This is a genomic window from Roseburia sp. 1XD42-69 (assembly GCF_003612565.1).
Classification (GTDB): domain Bacteria; phylum Bacillota; class Clostridia; order Lachnospirales; family Lachnospiraceae; genus Roseburia_B.
The window spans coordinates 128,501-151,631 of record NZ_RAZG01000004.1; the positions used below are offsets into that span (position 1 = coordinate 128,501).

Annotated in this window: 20 protein-coding genes; 19 read left to right on the forward strand and 1 reads right to left on the reverse strand. The window is 45.8% G+C overall.

The window, feature by feature from the left end; genetic code table 11:
* Window positions 1-15: 15 nt before the first annotated feature.
* From D7Y06_RS03535 to D7Y06_RS26840, 12 genes are all read left to right on the forward strand, one after another.
* Entirely contained in the window at window positions 16-207 is a 192-nt protein-coding gene (locus D7Y06_RS03535; protein ID WP_120406453.1) for a DNA-directed RNA polymerase subunit M, read from the forward strand.
* A 38-nt stretch (window positions 208-245) separates the two neighbouring features.
* Complete coding sequence (locus D7Y06_RS03540) at window positions 246-1,655, forward strand: sugar transferase (RefSeq protein WP_120406454.1); 1,410 nt, start codon at window positions 246-248, stop codon at window positions 1,653-1,655.
* A gap of 3 nt (window positions 1,656-1,658) precedes the next feature.
* Entirely contained in the window at window positions 1,659-3,320 is a 1,662-nt protein-coding gene (locus tag D7Y06_RS03545; protein WP_120406455.1) for a glycosyltransferase family 2 protein, read from the forward strand.
* Window positions 3,321-3,325: 5 nt separating this feature from the next.
* Window positions 3,326-4,486 (forward strand): beta 1-4 rhamnosyltransferase Cps2T, encoded by a 1,161-nt coding sequence (gene cps2T, locus D7Y06_RS03550; RefSeq protein WP_120406456.1) that lies wholly within the window; start codon window positions 3,326-3,328, stop codon window positions 4,484-4,486.
* The gene (locus D7Y06_RS03555) at window positions 4,474-5,202 is read left to right on the forward strand and encodes a glycosyltransferase family 2 protein (protein ID WP_120406457.1); all 729 of its coding nucleotides are present in this window, start codon (window positions 4,474-4,476) and stop codon (window positions 5,200-5,202) included. Before cps2T ends, D7Y06_RS03555 begins: the two co-directional genes overlap by 13 nt.
* 193 nt (window positions 5,203-5,395) lie before the next feature.
* Entirely contained in the window at window positions 5,396-6,544 is a 1,149-nt protein-coding gene (locus D7Y06_RS03560) for an LCP family protein (protein WP_243119052.1), read from the forward strand.
* Between the two features lie 113 nt (window positions 6,545-6,657).
* Window positions 6,658-7,962: a S1C family serine protease gene (locus tag D7Y06_RS03565; RefSeq protein WP_120406459.1), complete on the forward strand. Its 1,305-nt coding sequence runs from the start codon at window positions 6,658-6,660 to the stop codon at window positions 7,960-7,962.
* 229 nt (window positions 7,963-8,191) lie between these two features.
* Complete coding sequence (gene arcC / locus D7Y06_RS03570) at window positions 8,192-9,124, forward strand: carbamate kinase (RefSeq protein ID WP_120406460.1); 933 nt, start codon at window positions 8,192-8,194, stop codon at window positions 9,122-9,124.
* 24 nt (window positions 9,125-9,148) lie between these two features.
* The gene (locus D7Y06_RS03575; protein WP_120406461.1) at window positions 9,149-13,453 is read left to right on the forward strand and encodes an N-acetylmuramoyl-L-alanine amidase; all 4,305 of its coding nucleotides are present in this window, start codon (window positions 9,149-9,151) and stop codon (window positions 13,451-13,453) included.
* Between the two features lie 24 nt (window positions 13,454-13,477).
* Window positions 13,478-15,196 carry a glucosaminidase domain-containing protein gene (locus tag D7Y06_RS03580; protein WP_120406462.1) on the forward strand — a complete coding sequence of 573 codons (1,719 nt, stop codon included), beginning with the start codon at window positions 13,478-13,480 and terminating at the stop codon, window positions 15,194-15,196.
* Between the two features lie 11 nt (window positions 15,197-15,207).
* Window positions 15,208-16,161, forward strand: coding sequence for an N-acetylmuramoyl-L-alanine amidase (locus D7Y06_RS03585; RefSeq protein WP_120406463.1), 954 nt, complete (start codon window positions 15,208-15,210; stop codon window positions 16,159-16,161).
* Window positions 16,162-16,246: 85 nt separating this feature from the next.
* The gene (locus D7Y06_RS26840) at window positions 16,247-16,732 is read left to right on the forward strand and encodes an InlB B-repeat-containing protein (RefSeq protein WP_243119053.1); all 486 of its coding nucleotides are present in this window, start codon (window positions 16,247-16,249) and stop codon (window positions 16,730-16,732) included.
* Window positions 16,733-16,850: 118 nt separating this feature from the next.
* On the opposite strand, the gene D7Y06_RS03595 is transcribed toward D7Y06_RS26840, so the two are convergent.
* A complete protein-coding gene (locus D7Y06_RS03595) occupies window positions 16,851-19,292 on the reverse strand; it encodes a GH36-type glycosyl hydrolase domain-containing protein (RefSeq protein WP_120406464.1) in 2,442 nt (813 codons plus the stop codon).
* Between the two features lie 303 nt (window positions 19,293-19,595).
* Between D7Y06_RS03595 and D7Y06_RS03600 the strand changes: the two genes are divergently transcribed.
* The 7 genes from D7Y06_RS03600 to D7Y06_RS27600 all read left to right on the forward strand — a co-directional run bounded on the left by D7Y06_RS03600 (window position 19,596) and on the right by D7Y06_RS27600 (window position 23,105).
* A complete protein-coding gene (locus D7Y06_RS03600) occupies window positions 19,596-20,624 on the forward strand; it encodes a LacI family DNA-binding transcriptional regulator (protein WP_120406465.1) in 1,029 nt (342 codons plus the stop codon).
* 25 nt (window positions 20,625-20,649) lie between these two features.
* Window positions 20,650-20,787: a hypothetical protein gene (locus tag D7Y06_RS25820; protein WP_158591211.1), complete on the forward strand. Its 138-nt coding sequence runs from the start codon at window positions 20,650-20,652 to the stop codon at window positions 20,785-20,787.
* An 89-nt stretch (window positions 20,788-20,876) separates the two neighbouring features.
* Entirely contained in the window at window positions 20,877-21,836 is a 960-nt protein-coding gene (locus D7Y06_RS03605) for an extracellular solute-binding protein (RefSeq protein WP_199714616.1), read from the forward strand.
* 86 nt (window positions 21,837-21,922) lie between these two features.
* On the forward strand, window positions 21,923-22,420 hold the full coding sequence (locus D7Y06_RS26845; protein WP_243119054.1) for a carbohydrate ABC transporter permease: 498 nt from the start codon (window positions 21,923-21,925) through the stop codon (window positions 22,418-22,420).
* On the forward strand, window positions 22,396-22,818 hold the full coding sequence (locus tag D7Y06_RS26850; RefSeq protein ID WP_243119055.1) for a carbohydrate ABC transporter permease: 423 nt from the start codon (window positions 22,396-22,398) through the stop codon (window positions 22,816-22,818). Before D7Y06_RS26845 ends, D7Y06_RS26850 begins: the two co-directional genes overlap by 25 nt.
* 1 nt (window position 22,819) lies before the next feature.
* Window positions 22,820-22,960: a hypothetical protein gene (locus D7Y06_RS27855; protein ID WP_330566355.1), complete on the forward strand. Its 141-nt coding sequence runs from the start codon at window positions 22,820-22,822 to the stop codon at window positions 22,958-22,960.
* Between the two features lie 10 nt (window positions 22,961-22,970).
* A complete protein-coding gene (locus tag D7Y06_RS27600) occupies window positions 22,971-23,105 on the forward strand; it encodes a hypothetical protein (RefSeq protein WP_256387207.1) in 135 nt (44 codons plus the stop codon).
* Window positions 23,106-23,131: the final 26 nt, after the last annotated feature.

Genomic DNA, 23,131 nt, shown 5'->3' on the forward strand with positions numbered 1-23,131 from the left:
CCGGAGCGAGAAGAAATGAAAGTATATATTTGTCCCCACTGCGGATGGATGCGGGTGGTGTCAAGAAGAAAAAATGTGGAGTGTTTTAAATGCGGGGAACCCCAGATGACTATGACCCGCCTGCCCTATGAGAAAGTGGGGCAGATGAGTGAACAGGAACGGGAAGATTATGTAAAGAGCTGGCTTTATATCCACGGACGGGGATAAGGGCGCTCGAATCGGATTCCTAAGAAGAGGTATAAGATATGTATAAGAAAGAGAAGAAAAATTGGCTGAAACATCTTGATTTTACAATTTTAGATATTATCTCTTTGCAACTGGCCTTCATTGTGGCATATGTGTTCCGTCTGGGGTGGAGCCTGCCTTATTCCAGCGAGCCCTACGAGAGGCTGGCTGTGGTGCTGTTTTTAATTGATATCTGCGTGGTGTTCTTTTTTGAGCCTTACAATGGGATTTTGCGGAGAGGGAATTTCCAGGAAATGCATTCCTGCATAACCTTTTCCACAACCATATTTGTAGGGCTTTTGATGTATGAGGTTGCCACAAAGCAGACGGAGATTTATTCCAGAAAGATTATATTCCTCTACTGGGCCCTATCCATGGTCTTTGTGTATATTGGAAGGCTTGGGTTAAAATATCTCATCCGCTGGCGGATGACCGTGGGGAAAAATCTTTCCGTGATGGTACTGGTCACAGCATCTCAGTATGCAAAGGCGGCCCTTGAGGAGTTTGCCCACCTGCCCTACCGGGATTTTTACATTAGCGGTGTGGTTGTGGTGGACGAGCCTATGAAGGGTAAGATGATTTACGGCGTTCCCGTGGTGGCCAATGCAGACGATTTTTACGAATATCTTCTAACAAATGTGGTGGATGAAGTGTTCATAAACGGGAATACCATTGAGAGTTCCCAGGCTTTAGCTAACGAGCTTTTGGAGCTGGGGATTACGGTTCATTTTAATCTGGTCCATATGAACGCTTTAGCTCCCAATAAAGTGATTGAGCATTATGGAAATTATATGGTTTTAACCTCCAGCATGAAAATCGCATCTCCCAGGCAGCTTTTTATCAAGCGCTTGATGGATATTATAGGGAGCATCATCGGCCTTATCGCCTGCGGAATTGCCTATGTGATTTTTGCCCCCATTATAAAAAAACAGTCCCCCGGGCCTGTGTTTTTCTCCCAGACCAGGGTGGGAAAAAACGGTAGGAAATTTAAGCTTTATAAGTTCCGCTCCATGAATGTAAATGCGGAGGCAGAAAAAGAGGCGTTGATGGAGCAGAATAAAATGCGGGGGCTGATGTTTAAAATGGAGGACGATCCCAGGATTTTTCCTGTGGGGAAATTTATTCGGAAATATTCTATTGACGAGCTTCCCCAGTTTTTTAATGTGCTCCGGGGGGATATGAGCCTGGTGGGCACAAGGCCCCCCACACTGGAAGAGTTTGAGCATTACCAGATTCACCACAAGGCAAGGCTTGGGATTAAGCCGGGAATTACGGGAATGTGGCAGGTCAGCGGCAGAAGCGATATCACGGATTTTGAGGAAGTGGTGGCCCTTGACACCCACTATATTTCTCAGTGGAGCCTGGCTCTTGATTTAAAAATACTTGTTAAGACCTTTCAGGTGGTTCTTACAGGAGAAGGTTCGGAATAGCCTATGAATATAAAGTATCAGTACAATTATGTGAAAAGCCTTTTCAAGCGATATGGTATGAAAGGACTTGTGTTAAAAACTGCGGAGAGAAGCCGCTCTCCCATGCTCTCTTACACAAAAGGTTACCGGCGGTATCTTCCCGGGAAAAAGGAATTGGAAAGACAGCGGGAGGATAGGTTTCCCTTTGAGCCGTTAATTAGTATTGTAATCCCCGCCTATGAGACGGGGGAGTCTTATCTGAGGGAACTTTTAGATTCCCTGACTGCCCAGACTTATGAAAACTGGGAGCTTTGCCTGGCGGACGGAAGCAGAAGCGGAAGAGTGGAGTCAGTGATAAAAGAGTATCAGAATAAGGAGAAAAGGTTACACTATAAAAGGCTTACAAAAAACGGAGGGATTTCGGAGAATACAAATGCCGGGTTTGAAATGGCGGCGGGGGAGTTTGTGGCCTTAATGGATCACGACGATGTGCTGGCAAAAAATGCCCTCTATGAGATGGTGAAGTGTCTGAATGGGTATTTGCCAAAGGAGAGAAGCTTTGCTATGATTTACTCCGATGAGGATAAGATTGACAGCGGGGGAAAGGTTCACTCAAGGCCCCATTTTAAACCGGATTTTAATCTGGAGTTTTTAAGGCGGAATAATTATTTTTGCCACTTTTTAATGTTTTCCAGAGAATTGTTAGAGAAAACGGGAGGGCTTGACCCGGAGTTTGACGGGGCACAGGATTATGATTTTGTGCTGCGGTGCGTGGAGGCGGGGGCCGATGTGCGCCATGTGCCAAAAATCCTTTACCACTGGAGAATCCATGAAGGCTCCACCGCCGGAAACAGTGCAGACAAGGAATACGCCTTTGACAATGGCTGTAAGGCCATTGAGGGGCACTTAAAGCGCATGGGGACAACCGGAAAGGCAAGGTTAACGCCTAATCTTGGGGTATACCAGGTGTCTTATGAGTTAAAGGGAACTTACAAAGTTTCCGTAGCTGCCCCCTCTAAAGAGACATTGGCATATATAAAAAAGCAAATCACACCCCATCTTACGGGAGAGGGCTATAAAATTAAGACGGAATATCTCCTGGCTGAAAGATTAGAAAAAAATATTTTAAACCGGGCAAAGGGAGATTATATTTTTTGGGCCGGGGAGCATATATCCATCCCGGAAGACGCATTAATAAAGCTTCTTTCCCTTTGCGTCCCAAAACAAAACGGCATTGCGGGGGCAAAGGTGCTGGACAGGAAAAAAAGGGTTCTTTCCAACGGATATATTTATGACAGGGAAGGGAATCTCATACCTTCTTTAAAGGGACTTTACGGAGAGTTTAAAGGATATTTCCTCCACGGAGTGATACCCAAGTGGGTCAGCGCAGTTTCTTTCACCTGCGTGGTGGTAAAGAGAAAGGCTTTTGAAATGGCGGAGGAAGATTTGCGTTTTACCGGGGAGTATTACGGGGCGGACTTAAGTTTTTCCATGAGGAAAGCCGGGTTTTTTACTGTGGTGTCCCCGGAGGTTTCCGTGATTTTAAAATCCGGGGAGATGGCCTTCTCTCCAGGGGAGAGGGAGATGTTTTCCGGGAAATGGGAAAAGGATCTTTCAAAGCCCGACCCCTGCTATAACAGGAATTTAAAACTTAAGACAGGGCATACCTATGAAATGAGGGATTGAGAGATATGCAGGATGTATTTATTATCGGGAGCAAAGGGATTCCCGCCAGATACGGCGGCTTTGAGACCTTTGTGGAACAACTGACACGGTGCAAAATGAACAGGGAAATCAAGTACCATGTGGCCTGCATGGCGGACAAAAAGGACGAGTATACCTATCAGGATGCCCGGTGTTTTCAGATAAAAGTACCTTCCATAGGGCCGGCAAAAGCAGTATATTATGATATTGCGGCTTTTCTTCACTGTCTTTCTTATTTAAAAGAGCATCCCTCCAAAAACCCGGTGGTGTATGTCTTAGCCTGCCGCATCGGCCCCTTTGCAGGATTTTTAAAGCGCAGGTTAAAGCGCTTAGGGGGAAGGCTTTACATTAACCCCGACGGCCATGAGTGGATGCGGGCAAAGTGGAACAGGCCCATCCGCAGATATTGGAAATTTTCGGAAAGGCTTATGGTAAAAAGGGCGGATCTTATTATCTGTGATTCCAAAAATATGGAGCGGTATATGAAAGATACCTACAAAAAGTACCGTCCCAAAACCACATTTATCGCCTACGGCGTGGACGTGGCGGCCAGCAGGCTGAAAGATACGGACAAAAGGGCAGCGGAATGGTTTGCCGAAAAGGGCCTCGCCTTTGGGGAGTATTATTTGATTGTGGGGCGTTTTGTGCCGGAAAATAATTACGAAACCATGATACGGGAGTTTATGAAGTCAAAGACGAAAAAAAAGCTGGCGATTATTACAAATGTGGAGGAAAATGATTTTTTTGAAAAGCTGAAAAATCAGACTGGTTTTTTAAAAGACCCAAGGATACTTTTCTGCGGCACCGTATACGAAGAGGAACTGATGAAAAAAATCAGGGAGAAGGCTTATGCCTATATCCATGGCCATGAAGTGGGAGGGACAAACCCTTCTCTTTTAGAGGCATTGGGGAGCACGGCTTTAAATCTTCTTTTAGATGTGGGCTTTAACCGGGAAGTGGGGGAAAAAGCCGCCTTGTACTGGAAGAAAACCCCGGGGAATCTGGCTCTTCTCATTGACCGGTCGGATAATTTTTCCCAGGAAGAACGGATGGTTTACGGAAACCTGGCCAAGCAGAGAATTTTAAACCACTACAGTAAAGAGAAGATAGCGAAGGCATATGAGGATGTATTTTTATGGGAAAAGTAAGGGTAAGTGTTGCATTAGCATCCTATAATGGGGAAAGATATATTAGAGAGCAGATAGAATCCATTTTGGCAAATTTGAAAGAAGAAGATGAGATTGTGGTTTCCGACGACGGCTCAAAGGACAACACCCTTGCCTTTTTACAGGAATACCAAAAGGGAAAAATTTCCATTCGGATTTTAAAAGGTCCGGGAAAGGGCATTAAAAAGAATTTTGAAAACGCCCTAAAGCACTGCAGGGGAGAATACATTTTTTTATCGGATCAGGATGATGTGTGGACAAGGGATAAGGTGGAGCGTGTCCTGCCCTATCTCCTGGAAGGAAATTACACTTTGGTAAACCATGATGCCAGAGTTATGGACGGGAAATTAAAAAAAGAGATTATGCCGTCATTCTTTGAATACCGGGGCTCTGCGCCGGGATTTTGGAAAAATTATATAAAAAACCGGTATATGGGATGCTGCATGGCCTTTCACAGAAAGCTGCTTTCCCGGGCGCTTCCCATCCCTGAGGAAATCGAGATGCATGACCAGTGGATTGGTCTTATCAATCACATTGCCGGTAATAAAAGCCTTTTTCTAAAAGAACCCCTGGTTTTATACCGCAGGCATGAAAAAAACGTCTCGGATTTTACCCACGGCACGGTTCCTGTGATGATAAAAAAGAGGCTGATTTTGGCAAAAGCCCTTCTGTGTCAGGGGATATTAAAAAAACATTAAGAAAATTTGTGAAATATATACAAAAATATTAAATAATTTACAAAATTATGACGAGAAAATTCTACACTGCTTTTGTCGATTCCGGTTACCGAATCATTGACAGAATTGGAAAAAAGTTATATATTTATGTTAATTGTTTTCCAAAATATGTTATACTTTAGACAATACACATGTCTGAAAGAATGGAGAGATGATGAGTACAAACAGAAAAAAGAAAAAGAACAAAAAAAACAAAGTTGTAATATTTGCAGTTGAAATTGTTGTATTGGTGCTGCTTCTTGTGGGATTGTACCTGTATTTTAAGGTGGACAAGGTTCAGAGCACCGGGCCCATCAATGCGGATGAGGTGGAAATCGAGCTGGATTCCGAGACAAAGGAAGCTTTAAAGGGATACACAAACATTGCACTTTTCGGTTTGGATAACCGTTCTACCGGAAATTACGACGGCGGCAACAGCGATACGATCATGATTGCCAGCATTAACAATGACTCCAAGGAAGTAAAGCTGATTTCTGTATACCGTGATACCTTTTTAAGCGTAAAGGAAGACACCTTTAACAAAATGAACTCCGCCTATGCATATGGCGGCCCCAAAGGAGCTATTGCAGCCCTGAACAAGAACCTGAATCTGGATATCACAAATTATGTTGCGGTGGATTTTGCGGCAGTGGTGGATGCGGTGGATCTCTTAGACGGAATCGAGCTGACTCTTACAGACGAGGAAGTTAAGATAATGAATGACAACTACATTGACGAGATTAATGAGGTGACAAAACACTCTTCCTCCAAGTTATCCGGCGGCGGAACCTATACCGTGGACGGAGTACAGGCTTTGGCATACTGCCGTATCCGTTACACTGCCGGGGATGATTTTAAGCGTACCGAGCGTCAGAGGGAAGTATTAGGCAAGATGATTGACAAGGCAAAAGGCTCTAGTATCTCCACGGTTAGCAGCTTAATTGACACCATGTTTGATGAAATTTCCACAAGTTTTACCAGCAAAGAATTGTTGTCTTTAGCAAGCGGCGTGATGGATTACGAGCTGGCGGGAAATCACGGCTGGCCCTTTGAGCTGTGCACCGGAAACTTTGGATCCAAGGGAAGTATTGTAGTTCCCACAGATCTGGAGACGAATGTGGTGGAACTTCACCAGTATCTCTTTAATGAGGAGAACAATGTTTCTAACACGGTGAAAGGTTTAAGTGAGTATATTGTAAATTACACAGGATGTACCACAAACGCTACTACCAGGTACGACAATCCTCTTACCGGGGATGATAATACCAGCACAACAGACACAGGATTTTCAACAGATGACGGAAGTACGGAATCTGCAGAATAAAAAAGAATTACAGGAGAAGCCCAATTTCTGGGTTTCTCTTTTTTTTCACAAAACTTACACAATAATGGGATACACTACTACTATAAAAATCAGAGGATGAAAGGAATTTTAGCATGAACCAGTTTGATGAAAACAATTCTTATGAAACTTACTATACTCCTTATGAAGAACCGGAAAAACCACCTAAGAAAAAATCAGGCTTCTGGGGGAAAACGGTTCGTTTTACTGCCCTTGCCCTTGTGTTTGGGCTGGTGGCGGGAACATCTTTTTCCGGCACATCTTATTTTTTTGATAAATATTTAAACAGGGGAAATGAAACCGGGGAAGAAAAAAGCGGGGCGGATTTAAATATTGCCCAGTCCACGGAAAATCTTGTGCAGGATATGGCGGATAAGAATGAGATTGCCGGGGAGAAAAGCGCGGTGACGGATGTGTCTTCTATTGTGGATATGGCAATGCCCTCCATTGTGTCCATCACTACCATATCCACCACAAGGGTCCGGAGTTTTTTCGGCTATACCCAGGAATATGAAAGTGAAGGCTGCGGTTCCGGAATTATTATCAGCCAGGATGAGGAAAATCTATATATTGCAACCAACAATCATGTAGTGGCAGGGGCAAATACCCTCTCGGTTATTTTTTCAGACGATTCCCTGGTTACCGCCAAGGTAAAGGGAACGGATCCCAACAGTGATTTGGCGGTGGTCAGTGTAAAATTATCCGACATTGATCAAGAGACAAAAGGGATTATCCGCACTGCCACTTTTGGGGAGTCCCGCCAGGTGAAGGTGGGGCAGGCGGCGGTTGCCATTGGAAATGCCTTAGGATACGGACAGTCCGTGACCAAAGGGGTGATTTCTGCTGTGGACAGGGAAGTGACGGTGCAGGATGAGAGCAACGGTTCTTCCGTTACCAATTCCCTTCTCCAGACAGACGCAGCTATCAATCCGGGGAACAGCGGCGGAGCTCTTCTTAATATCCGGGGGGAAGTTATCGGAATCAACTCCGTAAAATATTCTGAGACCAGCGTGGAGGGCATGGGGTATGCCATTCCGGCGGATGCTGCTATTCCCATTATTAAGCAGCTCATTACCAGGGAGGTGGTGAGAGGTTCTGACAGTGCATATTTTGGAGCTTCCGGGGTGGATATGACAGAGGAAGTGGCAAAGACATACAATATGCCTATGGGAGTTTATATTGCACAGGTGGTAGAGGGAAGCGGAGCTGACAAAGCCGGGCTTGTCCAAGGAGATATTATTACAAAATTTGACGGAAGAAATATTACCGCACAGGAGGATATTGAGAAGTTGATGCAGTATATGTCTGCGGGAACCACGGTGGAAGTGGGATACAAGCGGGCGGTAAACGGAGAGTATGAGGAATTTACCGTGGAAGTTACCTTGGGGAAAAAGAATTAAGGAAAAGGAAGATTTTATAAAATAGGCGCAGGGATGCGCTTATTTTATTTTCCATAGGGGCTGGAAAATATTAAGAAAAATTAAAAAATATTGGTAAGTCTTTCTGTGTTTTCCATCTTGCGGATGATGTGGAGTTGTTTTATAATAAGGCTAACTATTTGTTTGATAAGGAAGGCCTGTAAGGGACAGGCCGGGAAATGAAGGAGTTTATAAATCCAGGAGGAAGCGTATGAGAAAAAAGAGGATTGTAATTGCCCTGGGGCATGAGGCGTTGGGAACCACTCTCCCGGAGCAGAAAATTGCCACTGGAAAGACAGCCAAGGCAGTGGCGGATTTAATTGAGTCAGATTACCAGGTTGTAATCTCCCACTCAAACGGGCCTCAGGTGGGAATGATACATACGGCGATGTCAGAGTTCTGCCGGCTTTATCCGGAATATACAAAAACCCCTATGTCGGTTTGTTCCGCCATGAGCCAGGGATATATCGGTTATGACCTGCAGAATGCCATCCGCACGGAACTTTTAAACCGGGGAATATACAAGACGGTTTCCACGATTTTGACCCAGGTTTGCGTTGACCCCTATGATGAGGCGTTTTATCATCCCAGCAAGATTATTGGCCGGGTGATGACAAAAGAGGAGGCATTGGAGGAGGAGAAAAAAGGCAATCATGTGGTGGAGACCTCCCAGGGTTACCGCAGGATTGTAGCTGCCCCAAAGCCAATGAATATTGTGGAGATTGATGCCATCCGCACTTTAAGCGATGCGGATCAGGTGGTAATTGCCTGCGGCGGCGGGGGAATCCCTGTGCTCACCCAGAATAATAACTTAAAGGGCGCCAGCGCAGTGATAGAAAAGGATTTGGCGGCAGGGAAATTAGCTCAGATGCTTAACGCAGATATGTTTGTTATTTTAACAGGAGAAGAGAAGGTCTGCCTAAATTATAAAAAGCCTGACCAGAAAGCCCTTAATGTGCTTACCGTAAGTGAGGCGGGGGCATACATAGAGGAAGGCCAGTTTGAGGAGGGTACGATTCTGCCGAAAATTCAGGCAGCCGTTGAGTTTATCGGAGACTCCGCAGTAAAGACAGCGATTATCACGAAATTAGATAAATCGAAAGAAGCTTTGGAGGGAACCACAGGAACTGTGATTCGGAAATAAATAGAAAAGAGGAGAGAAAAACAAATGAAAATGGTTAGGAGAACTGCGGCGCTGCTCTTGGCCCTGGCGGTAAGTTTTACGTCAGGTTATACAGATATAACTGCGGCGTCAGTATCAGATTCCTCTGGATATGTGACAGAGGAGGGCACTGCCGGGGAGGCAGGTGTACAGGAGGAGAATGAAATTTCCCTGGAAGAAAATATCCCAGGGACAGAAACCCCGGATATTTCCCAGGGGGAAGTTAATTCGGAGACAGAAACCCCGGAGGTTTTACCGGAAGATGTTTCTGCAGAGACAACGGAATCGGCAGATACTTCCTTAGAGGAAGAGGTGTCAGAGACTCCGGTTTCCACTGAGAGTGCCGAAGAGATTTCCGATACGGAGGAAGCGGTACAGGAGGAGACAGAGGAGCCCTTAGAGGAGGAGACAGAAAAAAAGGCTCGGGGGGCGGAAGAAATCGGCCTTGTGAATTTCCTGGTGGTTTCAGAACCTATGGTGAACACTCCCGGAACCCAGAGAATTATGACCAGCATCGGGGATGGTTCCAGTAAAGTGGAATCTGCTGTTTTAACTTATGAGAATAAAGAGACAGGAAAAACCTATGAGGCAGAGAGCAAAGAGATTTTAGATGACTTTGTTTTATTTGAAATGGATTTTCCAAAAGATTCCCAGACCGGAACTTATCAGTTAAAAGAGCTGACCTACACCATGGAAGGACTTACCACCACAACGGCATTTGCCAAAATGGGGATAGACGCGTCCTTTGGTGTGAATGAAGTGGCGGATACGAAGCCGGACGATGTGCTTTTAACTGACGAGGAACTTTCCGCCTTAACAGAAAGCGTGGAGGCAAATGTTGTCACCTTAGATGAAAATACCGATGCAGAGGATATTGGGGAGGCGCTAAAGCAGGCAGGATGCGATGCCGGTGCCCTTCAGGAAAGCGCAGCGAGAGTAAAGGGCGCTTCATCCAAAGGAATGAGCAGTCTTATTGTGGTGCTTGACCCGGGACATGGGGGAAGCGACGGCGGCGCTACGGGAAACGGCCTTGTGGAGAAAAACCTAAATTTAAAAATCGGCCAGTACTGTAAAGAGGAGCTGGAAAAATATGCAGGGGTTAAAGTCATTATGACCAGGGAGAGCGATACCTATCTCACTTTGGCCCAGAGGGCGCAGGTTGCCATTGACAACAGGGCAAATGTGTTTGTCAGCCTTCACATTAACTCCAATGTCAGCGCCGGGCCAAACGGTGCCAATGTGTATTACCCAAACAATAGCTACAACAGCTCCGTGGGAAATACCGGGAAAAATCTGGCATCTGTCATAGAATCCAAACTTACGGATTTGGGCCTTGCCAGCGGGGGTATCCACATCCGCAATTCAGAGAATAACACAAGATATCCCGACGGTTCCCTGGCGGACTACTACGGGGTAATTAAACGGTGTAAAGAAAACGGAATCCCTGGATTGATTGTGGAACATGCCTTTATCTCAAATGCCAGTGATGCAAAATTTTTAAGCAGCGATGAAAATCTGAAAAAGCTGGGTGTGGCGGACGCTACGGGAATTGCAGAGTATTACGGGTTAAAGAAAGGCGTGGGATTTACCTCCATTGTGGCGGCGGGAAGCGACAGCCTGGAACTGGCCTGGAAGAAAGTAAGCGGTGTCAGCGGTTATGAGATTTACCGCAGCACAAAGAGCGATGGAGGATTTGAAAAAATAGCTACCATTAACTCTTCGGACACCACAAACTACAAAGATACAGGGCTCACACCGGGAACCGTATATTATTACAAAATGCGTACCTTTACGAAATCCGGTTCAAAAACAACTTACGGAAGTTACAGCAAGGTGGAATCCGGGGGAACCATTGCGAAGACAGCCATTAGCTCCTTAAAATCTAAAAACCACAAGAGCCTTGAGATTAGCTGGAATGTTGTGGGAAGCGCCACAGGCTATGAGATTAGCCGTTCCACTTCCAAGGACGGCACGTTTAAGCAGATTGCCATGATAGCGTCCCAGAGCCAGTCTAATTATACGGACAGCACAGTTAAGGCAGGAAAGCTTTACTATTACAAAATCCGTGCTGTAGGCCAGGAGGGAACTACTACGGTTTACAGTGACTGGAGTGATGCCGTGTCGGGAAGGACGGCCATAAAGCCTGCGGGCATACGTGTCAGGTCTAAAAACAGTACCACATTGGAAATTTCCTGGAAGGGAGATAAAAATGCGGCAGGCTATACCATTAAGCGGGCCGAATCTAAAAATGGAAAATATACAAAGATTGCCACAGTCAAAGGCGGAAATACAACTTCCTATGACAACAAAAAAGTAAAGGCGGGAAAGACTTATTATTACCAGGTAGAGGCTTACAATTATAATGGGGAGAAAAAGGGCTACAGCGGTTACAGCAGCGCTGCCAGCGGAAAGACAATAAAAGCAGTTTCCATTACGAAAGTGCAGTCCACCTCCTCCACAAAGCAGACAATTACCTGGAAAAAGAGCAATGAGGCAAACGGTTATCAGATTTATCAGAGTACCTCTAAAAACGGTACATACAAAAAAATAAAGACTATTAAAAACAAAAAGACCACATCTTATAAAGTTTCCGGACTTACACCGGGAGTAAAGTATTATTATAAGATAAGGACTACAAACAAAGTAAACGGCGCAACGGGATACAGTGATTATTCCACTGTCCGGGCAGCAAGGGTTGCAAAGGCGGTAATTGGACAGGCAGAGGGCGTATCAGGGACAAAGATTAAACTTTCCTGGGATAAGGTCAAAGATGCGGACAGCTATGTTATCTACCGCAGCACAAGCAGCGGGGGAACTTACAAAAAAATTGGCACGGCAAAGGGCAGCGCCACCAGCTATACAGATTCCAAGCTTAATATGACGAAAAAATATTATTATAAGCTGGAAGTAAAAATGAAAGGGTACAAAGCTACCGGTACCAGCGGGAAGAGTGCCCGGGCCACTGCGTATCCCATCCGCCAGACGCAGATTGCCTCTGTTGAGCCAAACGACACCGGAGCGCTTCTGATCCGGTGGAACCAGGTAAAGGATATTAAAGGCTATGAAGTGTACCGCAGCACAGAGTGGGACGGTGCTTACACCCTTCTTACAACGGTAAATGACTACAGCGTCACCAGTTTTGCAGATACCACAATACAGCCTTCCGTATCTTACTGGTATAAGGTACGCCTTGTAAACACCTACGACGGGAAGACAATTTACGGGAGTTACAGCGCACCGGCAGAGGGCAGTTCCCTGGCGGCTCCCGGGAATGTGACAGTGACATCTGTATCGGAAACTCAGCTTGATATTACCTGGACGGCAGTAAACGGTGCTTCAGGGTATATTATTTACCGCAGCACCCAGCCCCAGGGGGAATATACAGAGATTGGAAGGGCAGGTAATACCACTGCCTTCTCCGACACCACAGTGGTAAAAGACACCGTATATTATTATAAAATAAAGTCTGTTGATGCAAAGAACAGAACCAGCATATTCAGCAGCGTGGCCTCCGGCTGCGCTGCTGCAAAATTATTAGTGACAAATGCTTCTTTTTCCGGTGGAACGGCTGTAAATGTGGCATGGACGGGGGGGAATGTGAGCGGATATGAACTCTACCGCAGTTCCTCTGAAAAACTCACGGTTTTTCAAAAAATTGCCTCCACCAAGGAAAACGCTTATGTGGACCGGGAAGTGAAAGCAGGAGTCACTTACTATTACAGGGTGCGAAGTTATAAAACCGTATCAGGAAAGACTACTTACAGCGGCTATTCCGATACCCTGTCCACCAATCCCTCTGATTACCGGATTATGGGAGCTGCCAGTGTAACCCCGGCCCAAATGGCGGCTATGTACTGGGCTTCCGGTAAATCTTATCCATCCTCCATCTATTCATCAAAAGGGGCCCCGGACCTGCAGACCTTTTGCCAGATTGTCTACAACGAGTGCGTGATAGAAGGCCTGAAACCGGAAGTGCTTTTTGCGCAGATTTGCCACGAGACAGGATTTTTAGAGTTTGGGGGGCAGGTAAAAGCGGAACAATGTAATTTCGGGGGAATGGGGGCATTGGACAGCGGGGAGAGCGGGGCATCTTTTGCAGATGTGCCCACAGGAATCCGTGCCCAGGTTCAGCACTTAAAGGCGTACGCTTCTGTGGACAGCCTGCGTCAGCCCTGTATTGACCAGAGATTTCACTATATAGCCAGAGGAAAAGCGGAGTATGTGCAGCAGCTTGGCCATGGAAACTGGGCCACAGACACAACTTATGCAGTAAAATTAATGAACAATATCAATAAAATAAAATCGATGTAGGGAAGAGAGGCAGAGAGGAGACATATGAGAAAAATAATTCAGAAACTTTTGGTGGCATTTTTTTGTTTGCTGATGCTTGTGCCGGGAAAGGGCGTGACGGTGCAGGCAGGAGAGACGGGTATCCGTGCAACGGCTATCTCCAGCAGCAGAATGGAACTGAGCTGGAGTGTGACAGAGGGAGCTTTTCAGTATAAAGTGTACAGAAGCAACAGCCTGGAAGGAGGATATTCCAAGCTGGGCACCACAGGGGAAACGGTTTATCTGGATAAGAGCGTAAAAGCCGGAAAAAGTTATTACTATCGGATTGTGCCTGTGGAGGCAGGGACAAAACAGGATATGGAACATGCCGTAAGGACAGTGAAGGCGAAGACGCCGGAGGCTGTGGCAGTTACAAAAATCAGTGTGAAAAGCCCAACAAAGGTAAAATTGTACTGGAACACTTCCAAGGGGGCAAACGGGTATGAAATTTACCGCAGCAGCAAAAAGGAGGAAGGTTATACTCTTGCCGGGACAGTGAAAGGGAGAGAAAATACAGTATACACGGACAATACTATTGTCCCGGGAAGAACCTATTATTATAAAATTCTCCCCACGGTGTCAAATAACGGAGTGGCGGGCAAGGGAAGTTTTTCTGCTCCCATAAAAGTAAAGACTGTGGCAAAAACAGAGATTACGGAAATTTCTTCCTTAAATTCCGGCTCCATGCAGCTTGTGTGGAAAAAAGTGAGCAATGCAGAGGGATATGAAATTTACCGCAGCACAAAAAAAGACAGCGGGTATAAAAAGATAGCGTCACTGAAAAGAAATGCGGATAAATATACGGACAAGTCCGTAAAAACAGGAAAGAAATACTATTATAAAGTGGTTACCGTGGGAAAGTTAAACGGGAAAAAAATTACCAGCGGCTATTCCAACCCGGTGTCCAACAGGGCGTTAAGCAGGGTAAAGATTTCTTCCGCAAACTCCACTTTGGAGGATGCTGTAAAAATAAAGTGGAAAAAAGTTACGGGGGCAACGAAATATAAAATATACCGTGCCACTTCCTCAAAGGGCTCTTACAAGCACATTGCAACGGTAAAGTCCAACGGAAAGGATACCCAGTCCTACACGGACAAAAAGGTGACTGGCGGAAAAAATTATTATTATAAGGTTCAGGCGTATTCCAGCAGTGACGGTATCATTGCGGCGGGAAAAGGAGACAAGTCAGAGTATAAGAAGGCTACTCTAAATTATGCCATTATGGGAAAATCCACGGTAACTGTAGATCAGATGGTAAAATTTTATAATATGTCGGGAAAGAAGTACCCTTCCATCTACAAAGACAAAGGAGCCAAAAATATTAAAAAGTTCTGTGAGATTCTTTTGGATGAGTCTGAGAGAGAAGGGGTGAGGGCGGAAGTGATTTTTGCCCAGGTGTGCCTGGAGACAGGATATTTAAGTTTCGGGGGCCAGGTGAGCGCAGGCCAGTGTAACTTCAGCGGTTTGGGCGCCACAGACGACGGGGCGGCAGGAGCCACTTTTAAAGATGTGAGAACGGGACTGCGAGCCCAGGTGCAGCACTTAAAAGGCTATGCATCAAAAGACAGCTTAAACCAAAAATGTGTAGACCCAAGGTTCCAGTACCTCACCCACAGAAGGGGCTCCACCCCCTATGTGCAGAATCTGGGTAACGGGAACTGGGCCACAGACCCTAACTATGCTTCTAAGTTAATGACCCTGATTAAAAAGATGAAAAGCTGTTAGGGGGCGGGAATATGAAACAAAAGAAGTATTTCTTTTTCACAGCCCTGACGCTGATTTTCTGTCTGTCCCTCTCCGGCTGCAAAACCATAGGCACCGGGGGAAAGAAAGAGCAGGGGCAGACAATTTTAGAGAGAGAGATCATTCAGGAGTCTTTAGAAAAAGGGGGAAAAGAATCCACAGAAGAGCAGACGGAAATTTCTGTGGAGGATACCCAGGAGGCGGTAACAGAGACAGAAACCGAAACCCGGACAGTCCTTGAGACAGAAGAAAGGGGCATTGAAGAAGAGCCCGATTCTCAGGAGGGAAGCGACGGGGAAACAAAAACGCTTCCCGAGGGGTCTCATATTGTGTGCATCGACCCAGGGCACCAGGCGAAGGGAAACAGCGAGCCGGAGCCTATAGGGCCGGGGGCTTCTGAGACCAAGGCAAAAGTGGCCTCAGGCACCAGGGGAAGCACCACGGGCCTGGCGGAATATGAACTGACCCTTCAGGTATCTAAAAAACTCCGGGACATTTTAATTGCCAGGGGATACAGCGTGATTATGGTGAGGGAGAGCAATGATGTAAATATCAGTAACCGGGAGCGGGCGGACGTGGCTAACAGCAGCAATGCGGAAGTTTTCCTTCGGATTCACGCTAATGGATCCGAGAACAGCAGTGCAAACGGCATTATGACCATCTGCCCCACGCAAAACAACCCTTACTGCAGCAATATCTACAGCCAGTCACGGAAGCTGTCGGACAAGGTTTTAGACGCCATGGTAAGCGCTACCGGGGCAAACAGAGAACATGTGTGGGAGACGGATACCATGAGCGGCATTAATTGGTGCCAGGTGCCTGTCACCATTGTGGAGATGGGGTATATGACAAACCCTGCGGAAGACGCCAATATGGCGGATTCCTCCTACCAGGATAAACTGGCGGCGGGAATTGCCGACGGTGTGGATGCCTATTTTTCTGAATAAGAGGAAAATTTTGTTATTTTTGAATAGATTTCCTGTTTTCAATCGTATTATATATGAAAGAAAAAAACGGATGGAGGAAAAGAGCATGAAAAAAGTAACAGCAATTATAACATTTGTCTTGATTCTGTCACTGAGTACAGCCACCGTGTTTGCCCACGGCCATGGGGGACACAGCGGCCACGGAGGCCATAACCAGGGCGGAAATTGTCAGGGAAGCAATTATGTGGATGCCGACGGTGACGGAGTCTGTGACAACAGGGGAACTATTGTATGCGGGGCAGGCGCCAGCTGTGGGCACAGAAACGGAGGCAGGCATATAGATGCCAATGGAGACGGCATCTGTGACAACTCCAAATATTCTATTAATTATAAGCTATGCGGCGGGAAAAATAATAAAAAGAACCCCACATGCTATTACAACGGAAAAAGTGTAAAGCTGAAAAATCCAACCAGGAAAAATTATGTATTTAAGGGATGGTATACGGACAAGAATTATAAAAATAAAGTAACCACCATAAAAAAGGGAAGTGTTGGAAAGAAGACTCTTTACGCAAAGTGGAAAAAGAAATAGCATAAAAATGGACATTGTGCAGAATAGAGCAGAGACAAAAACAGGAAGGAAAATCCTCCTGCCTGAGGGGCAGATTTCCTTCCTGTTTTTTATGTAAATGGAAAGTGCATCTGCAAAATTAATTCATCACAGCTTCCACTTTCACTGTTTTTCCAACCATATTCTCATCATAAGGAATCACATTTCCCTCAAGGGAAACGCCGTCTACCGTAAGACTTTTCACACCTTTTTCCACATGGTTTGGATTTTTTACCGTAATTTCATAGGTAACTCCTCTGAAATCCCTCTTTGCAGTAAAGCCCTCTAAGGAGGAGGGGATACAGGGGTCTATCCCAAGGCCGTCATAATCCGGCCGGATGCCCAGGATAAACTGGGACACATTTAAAAACGTCCATGCCGCCGTCCCTGTGAGCCAGCTATTCTTGGCCTCCCCGTGGTTCTTTGCGTCTTTTCCCGCAATCATCTGGGAATACACATAAGGCTCTGTGCGGTGGATTTCGCTGATATCCTCGATGTAGGCCGGGCATGTCCTGGTATACACCTGCCATGCTCTGTCCCCTCTGCCGATAACGGTCTCCGCAATGGAAATCCAGGGGTTGTTATGGCAGAAAATACCGGCGTTTTCTTTATATCCCGGGGGGTAGGAGGAAATTTCCCCAAGCTCCACATGGTATCTGCGGTAAGGGGGCTGTAAGAGCACAATGCCGTATTTGGTGTCTAAAAGTTTTTCCACGGACTCCATGGATTTTTGGCAAAGCCCTTTCTCTTTGCCGATTTCCGCCATAACGCAGAATCCCTGGGGCTCTATGAAAATTTGGCCCTCCTCACATTCTTTGGAGCCGATTTTTTGTTCGTAGGCATCGTAAGCCCGCAGGAACCATTCTCCGTCCCAGCCGTCTTTTTCCACGGCAAGGCACATATCTGCAATGGCTTTTTCCGCTAAGGCGGCTTCCTCCAAAAGTTCTCTCTTTTTACAGATTTCCACATAGTCTTTTCCGTATTTTACAAACATTCCCGCAATGAACACGGACTCTGCCACAGGGCCTTCCGAGGGGCCGAAGGTCTGGAAGGATTCTCCTGGTTCCTTGGAAAAGCAGTTTAAGTTCAGGCAGTCGTTCCAGTCAGCCCTGCCGATTAAGGGGAGTTTGTGGGGGCCTAAATGCTCTATGGTATAGTGGAAGGAACGCCTTAAATGCTCCATAAAGGGAACGGCGGTGTCCATATCGTTGTCAAAGGGAGTTATCTCATCTAAAATACTGTAATCCCCGGTTTCTTTTATGTAGGCGGCAGTTCCGGCTATGAGCCACAGAGGGTCGTCGTTAAAGCCGCTTCCGATATCGGAATTGCCCTTCTTGGTCAGTGGCTGGTACTGGTGGTATGCGCTTCCGTCGGCAAACTGGGTGGAGGCAATATCCAAAATCCTCTGTCTTGCCCTGTCAGGGATTAAGTGGACGAAGCCTAAAAGATCCTGGCAGGAATCCCGGAATCCCATGCCCCTTCCGATGCCGGACTCATAGTAGGAGGCGGAGCGGGACATGTTAAAGGTAACCATACACTGGTACTGGTGCCACACATTTACCATGCGGTCTAATTTTTCCTCGCTGGAAGATACGGTAAAGTGGGACAGAAGGTCATTCCAGTAATTCTTTAAATCAAGAAGGGCCGCATCCGCTTTCTCCGCCGTGTCAAATTTTTCCAGAAGGGCTTTTACCGGGGCAAGGTTAATCTCATCTAAAGCGGTAAACTTCTCATCCTCAGGGTTTTCCACATATCCAAGTACAAACACGAAGGTCTTGGATTCCCCTGGAGTTAAGGTTAGCTTAATCTGATGGGAGCCAATGGGAGACCATCCGCTGGCAAGGGAATTTCCGGCGGCGTTTTCCATTACGGCTTTCGGTGCGGAATTCTCCCCGTAAGCCCCAAGGAAAGTGTCCCTGTCCGTATCGAATCCGTCCACAGGGGCGTTTACGGAGTATACGGCATAGTGGTTTCTCCGCTCCCTGTACTCTGTCTTGTGGTAGATTTGGGAGCCATGGATTTCCACCTCACCGGTGTTAAAGTTCCTCTGGAAATTGGTCATATCGTCCATAGCGTTCCAGAGACAGAACTCTACATAAGAGAAAAGGGAAAAAGATTTCTCTGTATTACTTTCATTGGTTAAAGTGACCTTATTCACCTCGCAGGAGGAGCCTATGGGGACAAAAGCCGTCATCTCTGCCTTAAGTTCATTTTTCACCCCGGTAAAAACGGAGTATCCTAACCCGTGGCGGCACTCATAGCTGTCAAGCTCTGCCTTAGTGGGCATCCAGCCAGGATTCCACACCTTCCCGTTTTCGTTAATATAGTAGTAATGTCCGTTGGAATCCAGAGGAATGTTATTGTAGCGGTATCTGGTGAGGCGCAGAAGCTTGGCATCTTTATAGAAGCTGTACCCTCCTCCTGTGTTGGAAATAAGGGAGAAAAAGTCCTCGCATCCCAGGTAGTTTATCCAGGGCAGAGGTGTTTTGGGGGATGTAATTACATATTCTTTGTTTTTGTCTTCAAAATATCCGAATTTCATATGAGACCTCCTGATTTATATAATATTTTAATGTAACCTAAACAATAACGAAAACGTTTAAGCTATTGTGTTTTCTGGTTTTGAGTATAATAGAAAAAGGTAAAAATTGCAAGGGGAAATTAAAAACAATAATACAAAACAATGCGCAAGATTAAGTTATGTGCAAATTGTATAAAAAAATACAAATATCCATGTATATATTCACGAATAAATAAAAAGGTGTTGCATTTTTTTGTCAAAGGCTGTATAGTTGAACTACGAAAACGATTAAGAAATTTGTTTTAGACAGCAAGGAGAAGGCCTATGGTATCTTTAAAGGATATTGCGAAAGTTTGTGGGGTGTCCACGGCTACCGTGAGCAAAGCGTTAAATAATCAAAAAGATATCGGGGAAGACACCAAGGTGAAAGTGAAGGATGCAGCGGCGAAGCTGGGATACTTTCCAAATTCGGCAGCCCGGGCCTTAAAGACAAAACGGTCTTATAACCTGGGGGTTCTCTTTCAGGATGCAGCCGGCAGGGGTCTCACCCATGAATACTTTGCTGCGGTGCTGAATGGATTTAAGGTTCAGGCGGAGAGCGTGGGATATGATATCAGTTTTTTAAGTTCAGAAAACAGGCAGATGTCCTATTATGAACACTGCAGGTACCGGAATTTTGACGGGGTGGCTGTGGTGTGTGCAGATTTTCGGGATGCGGAAGTCCAGGAGCTGTTAAACAGCGATATTCCCATGGTGACCATTGATTACCTGCATCAGAATTGTACTTCCGTAAGTTCGGATAACGTAAAAGGAATGCAGGAACTGGTCAATTACATATATCAAAAGGGACACAGAAAGATAGCTTATATCCATGGAGAACTTTTTTCCTATGTGACCAAGGAACGTCTTACCAGTTTTTACAGAACCACAGATTCCCTGGAACTTGACATACCGGAAAGTTATGTCAGGGAGGCAAAGTATTTGGAGACAAAGCCTGCGGCGCAGCTTACCAGGGAACTTCTAAAGCTTAAGGATGCCCCTACCTGTATTATCTATCCTGACGATTCCTCCTCCATCGGAGGGAGAAACGCCATTGTTGAGGCAGGGCTTAGGATAGGAGGGGACATATCCATTGCGGGGTACGACGGTAATCTTATTTCCAGGCTGCTTCACCCAAAGCTTACCACGGTAAGCCAGAATGCAGATAAAATCGGAAGAGAAGCCGCCAGGCATCTTGTAAAGGCCATTGAAAAACCGAAAACGACTCTTGTTCAAAGAGTGGTTATAGAGGGAAATCTGATACCGGGTCAGTCAGTGGAAGATTTCCTGGATGTGGAAACATCCAACACTTAAAATTTTCATAACAGGAGGAAAAAATATGAAAAAGAAACTTATCAGTACATTATTATGTGCAGCAATGACAGCATCCATGTTGGCAGGGTGCGGCAATGGAGGAGACGCAAACACAGATGCACCTGCAAATGAGCCTGCAAAGGAAGAGACCCCAGTGATGTAGCAGATGAGGCAGCAGATTCCACAGAAGCTTCCCAGGGAAGCGACGCAGCGGCTTCCGGCGGGGTAAGTTATTCAGGGGAGCTGAGCATTATGCACTACTCCACTTCCGAGGAGTCAGAAGGAAACGGCGGATCCGACGGATTCCGTACCATGCTTGCAGAGTGGAAAGAGGCCAATCCCAATGTAAACCTTTCTGAAAATGTACTTGCAAATGACGAGTACAAAACTCAGATTGCCACATTGGCGGCGGCAGACGACCTGCCCGATGTGTTTCTGCTTCAGGGTATGAACACAAAGGCATGGGCAGAGCAGGGGCTTGTAATGGATTTGACAGATGTTGTAAACAATTCCCCTTATGCAGCAGATTACAAACAGGATTACTTTACACCTTTTAAAGACGGTGACGGAAAGATTTACGGACTTCCCGTACTGACAGGCGGAAGCTGTACCGTAGTTGTCTACGACAAACAGATGTGGAAAGACGCAGGGTATGATTCTTTCCCGGCTACATGGGATGAAGTTCTGGCAGCAAAAGACAAATTCTCCGGTGACGGCGTGGATACCATCGCTTTTGGCAACAGCGGAAAATGGCAGGGAAATTCCTGTTTTATGTCAACCATCGGTGACATGTTTACAGGAAAAGACTGGTTCCAGTCCATTATCGACAAAGGCGGCGCAAAATTTACAGACCAGGAATTCGTAGACGCCCTGAAATTTACCCAGGACGCTTTCAAATCCGGCGTATTTAACGCAGATTTCAATGCAATTTCCAATGAGGATGCCCGTGAGTACTATATTTCCGGGGAAGCGGCAGCATTTATCGGCGGCAACTGGGATGTTTCTTACATAATGGCAACACTGTTGGAATCTGATGAGGAAAAATACAACAACATCGGATTTGCCACATTCCCCTCTATCGAAGGCGCAAAGGGTGATACCAACGTACAGAATATTGGTTTGGGATATGGTATGGCAATCAACTCCAAAGTGGCAGAGGACCCGGAGACTGTGGCAAAGGATACCCAGGCAGCATACGAATCAAATTATTAAAAGGTTTTGAATTGATAAGCATTGGAGGTCTCGTCCCTTGCGGGGCGGGACCTTAAAAATTGAATTGATAAAGGAGGTTGGGTTATATGCTTAGATCCATTAAGCCTAAGGGGCGGGTCATTGCCTTATTTTTGTGTATCCCCGTTATCTGGTATGTGTTTTCTGTGTTTGTTCCCCTGTTGACTGCTGTGTTTTACAGTCTTTTTGAGTGGAAGGGAGGGCCTAAGAAAACATTTATCGGCCTTGCAAATTACATAGACCTGATAAAAGACGGAACATTCTGGGAGGCTTTCAGCCACAATATCTATCTTGTGCTTGCCTGTATTGTGGGGCAGGTGGGCATAGCTTTCGTGTTTGTTTTAATTGTAAACTCAAGGTTAGTAAAATTAAAAGGCATTCACAGGACCTTCGGATTTTTCCCCAGCACCATATCAGCGGTATGTATCGGATTTATCTGGATGATGATATACGATTACAAGAGGGGTGTTTTAAACTGGCTTCTCACTGTGACAGGACATGAGGATAAGGTTAAGGTCTGGTTAAACGAGCCGTTCTTGTTATGGTTCTTGTGGCAATTCCCTTAATCTGGCAGTTTATCGGCTATTATATGGTAATCCTTTTATCCGCTATCTCCTCCGTGGACGCAGAGATTTTCGAGGTTGCGGAGTTGGACGGGGCAAATGCTTTCCAGAGGGCGATTTACATCGTACTGCCTTTGATTAAAAATACCCTTTTGGTCTGCGTTACCCTGTGTGTGGCAGGTAACATGAAAGCCTTCGACCATATATACACCATGACGGAGGGAGGGCCGGGAACATCCTCCATGGTTATGGCCATGTACGGTTATAAAATTTCTTTTGCCCAGATGAACATGGGATACGGCAGCGCAATCTCCGTAGGTATTTTTATTGTCAGCCTGATTGTAATCGGCGGAAGCCAGAAACTTATGAATTGGCTTATGCGGGATAAGGGGGTAGAGTAATATGGCACAGATGGAAAAAATTACAGGGGGCAGAACCACCGGGGAAAAAGTAAAGACAGGTATTCTTGGGTTTTTCCATTTCCTGTATCTTTCCTCTGGTATGGATGTTCTACTCATCCTTAAAGACAAAGCGGGTATTTAACGCAGATATTATGGGGCTTCCCAAGGAGCCTACCTTTAGCAACTATCAGAAAATTATGACAAATGCGGATTATCACATCGGCCAGTCCAAGTCGGTCATTGAGGCTGTAAAAAATCTTGTGTCTATGAACTTTAGACTTTCCTGATAAGAATTAGATATGTAAGAGTATTT

Coding starts and splice junctions, on each gene's coding strand:
- D7Y06_RS03535 (WP_120406453.1), top strand. CDS start 16: ATGAAAGTATATATTTGTCCCCACTGCGGATGGATGCGGGTGGTGTCA.
- D7Y06_RS03540 (WP_120406454.1), top strand. CDS start 246: ATGTATAAGAAAGAGAAGAAAAATTGGCTGAAACATCTTGATTTTACA.
- D7Y06_RS03545 (WP_120406455.1), top strand. CDS start 1,659: ATGAATATAAAGTATCAGTACAATTATGTGAAAAGCCTTTTCAAGCGA.
- cps2T (WP_120406456.1), top strand. CDS start 3,326: ATGCAGGATGTATTTATTATCGGGAGCAAAGGGATTCCCGCCAGATAC.
- D7Y06_RS03555 (WP_120406457.1), top strand. CDS start 4,474: ATGGGAAAAGTAAGGGTAAGTGTTGCATTAGCATCCTATAATGGGGAA.
- D7Y06_RS03560 (WP_243119052.1), top strand. CDS start 5,396: ATGAGTACAAACAGAAAAAAGAAAAAGAACAAAAAAAACAAAGTTGTA.
- D7Y06_RS03565 (WP_120406459.1), top strand. CDS start 6,658: ATGAACCAGTTTGATGAAAACAATTCTTATGAAACTTACTATACTCCT.
- arcC (WP_120406460.1), top strand. CDS start 8,192: ATGAGAAAAAAGAGGATTGTAATTGCCCTGGGGCATGAGGCGTTGGGA.
- D7Y06_RS03575 (WP_120406461.1), top strand. CDS start 9,149: ATGAAAATGGTTAGGAGAACTGCGGCGCTGCTCTTGGCCCTGGCGGTA.
- D7Y06_RS03580 (WP_120406462.1), top strand. CDS start 13,478: ATGAGAAAAATAATTCAGAAACTTTTGGTGGCATTTTTTTGTTTGCTG.
- D7Y06_RS03585 (WP_120406463.1), top strand. CDS start 15,208: ATGAAACAAAAGAAGTATTTCTTTTTCACAGCCCTGACGCTGATTTTC.
- D7Y06_RS26840 (WP_243119053.1), top strand. CDS start 16,247: ATGAAAAAAGTAACAGCAATTATAACATTTGTCTTGATTCTGTCACTG.
- D7Y06_RS03595 (WP_120406464.1), bottom strand. CDS start 19,292: ATGAAATTCGGATATTTTGAAGACAAAAACAAAGAATATGTAATTACA.
- D7Y06_RS03600 (WP_120406465.1), top strand. CDS start 19,596: ATGGTATCTTTAAAGGATATTGCGAAAGTTTGTGGGGTGTCCACGGCT.
- D7Y06_RS25820 (WP_158591211.1), top strand. CDS start 20,650: ATGAAAAAGAAACTTATCAGTACATTATTATGTGCAGCAATGACAGCA.
- D7Y06_RS03605 (WP_199714616.1), top strand. CDS start 20,877: ATGCACTACTCCACTTCCGAGGAGTCAGAAGGAAACGGCGGATCCGAC.
- D7Y06_RS26845 (WP_243119054.1), top strand. CDS start 21,923: ATGCTTAGATCCATTAAGCCTAAGGGGCGGGTCATTGCCTTATTTTTG.
- D7Y06_RS26850 (WP_243119055.1), top strand. CDS start 22,396: ATGGTTCTTGTGGCAATTCCCTTAATCTGGCAGTTTATCGGCTATTAT.
- D7Y06_RS27855 (WP_330566355.1), top strand. CDS start 22,820: ATGGCACAGATGGAAAAAATTACAGGGGGCAGAACCACCGGGGAAAAA.
- D7Y06_RS27600 (WP_256387207.1), top strand. CDS start 22,971: ATGGGGCTTCCCAAGGAGCCTACCTTTAGCAACTATCAGAAAATTATG.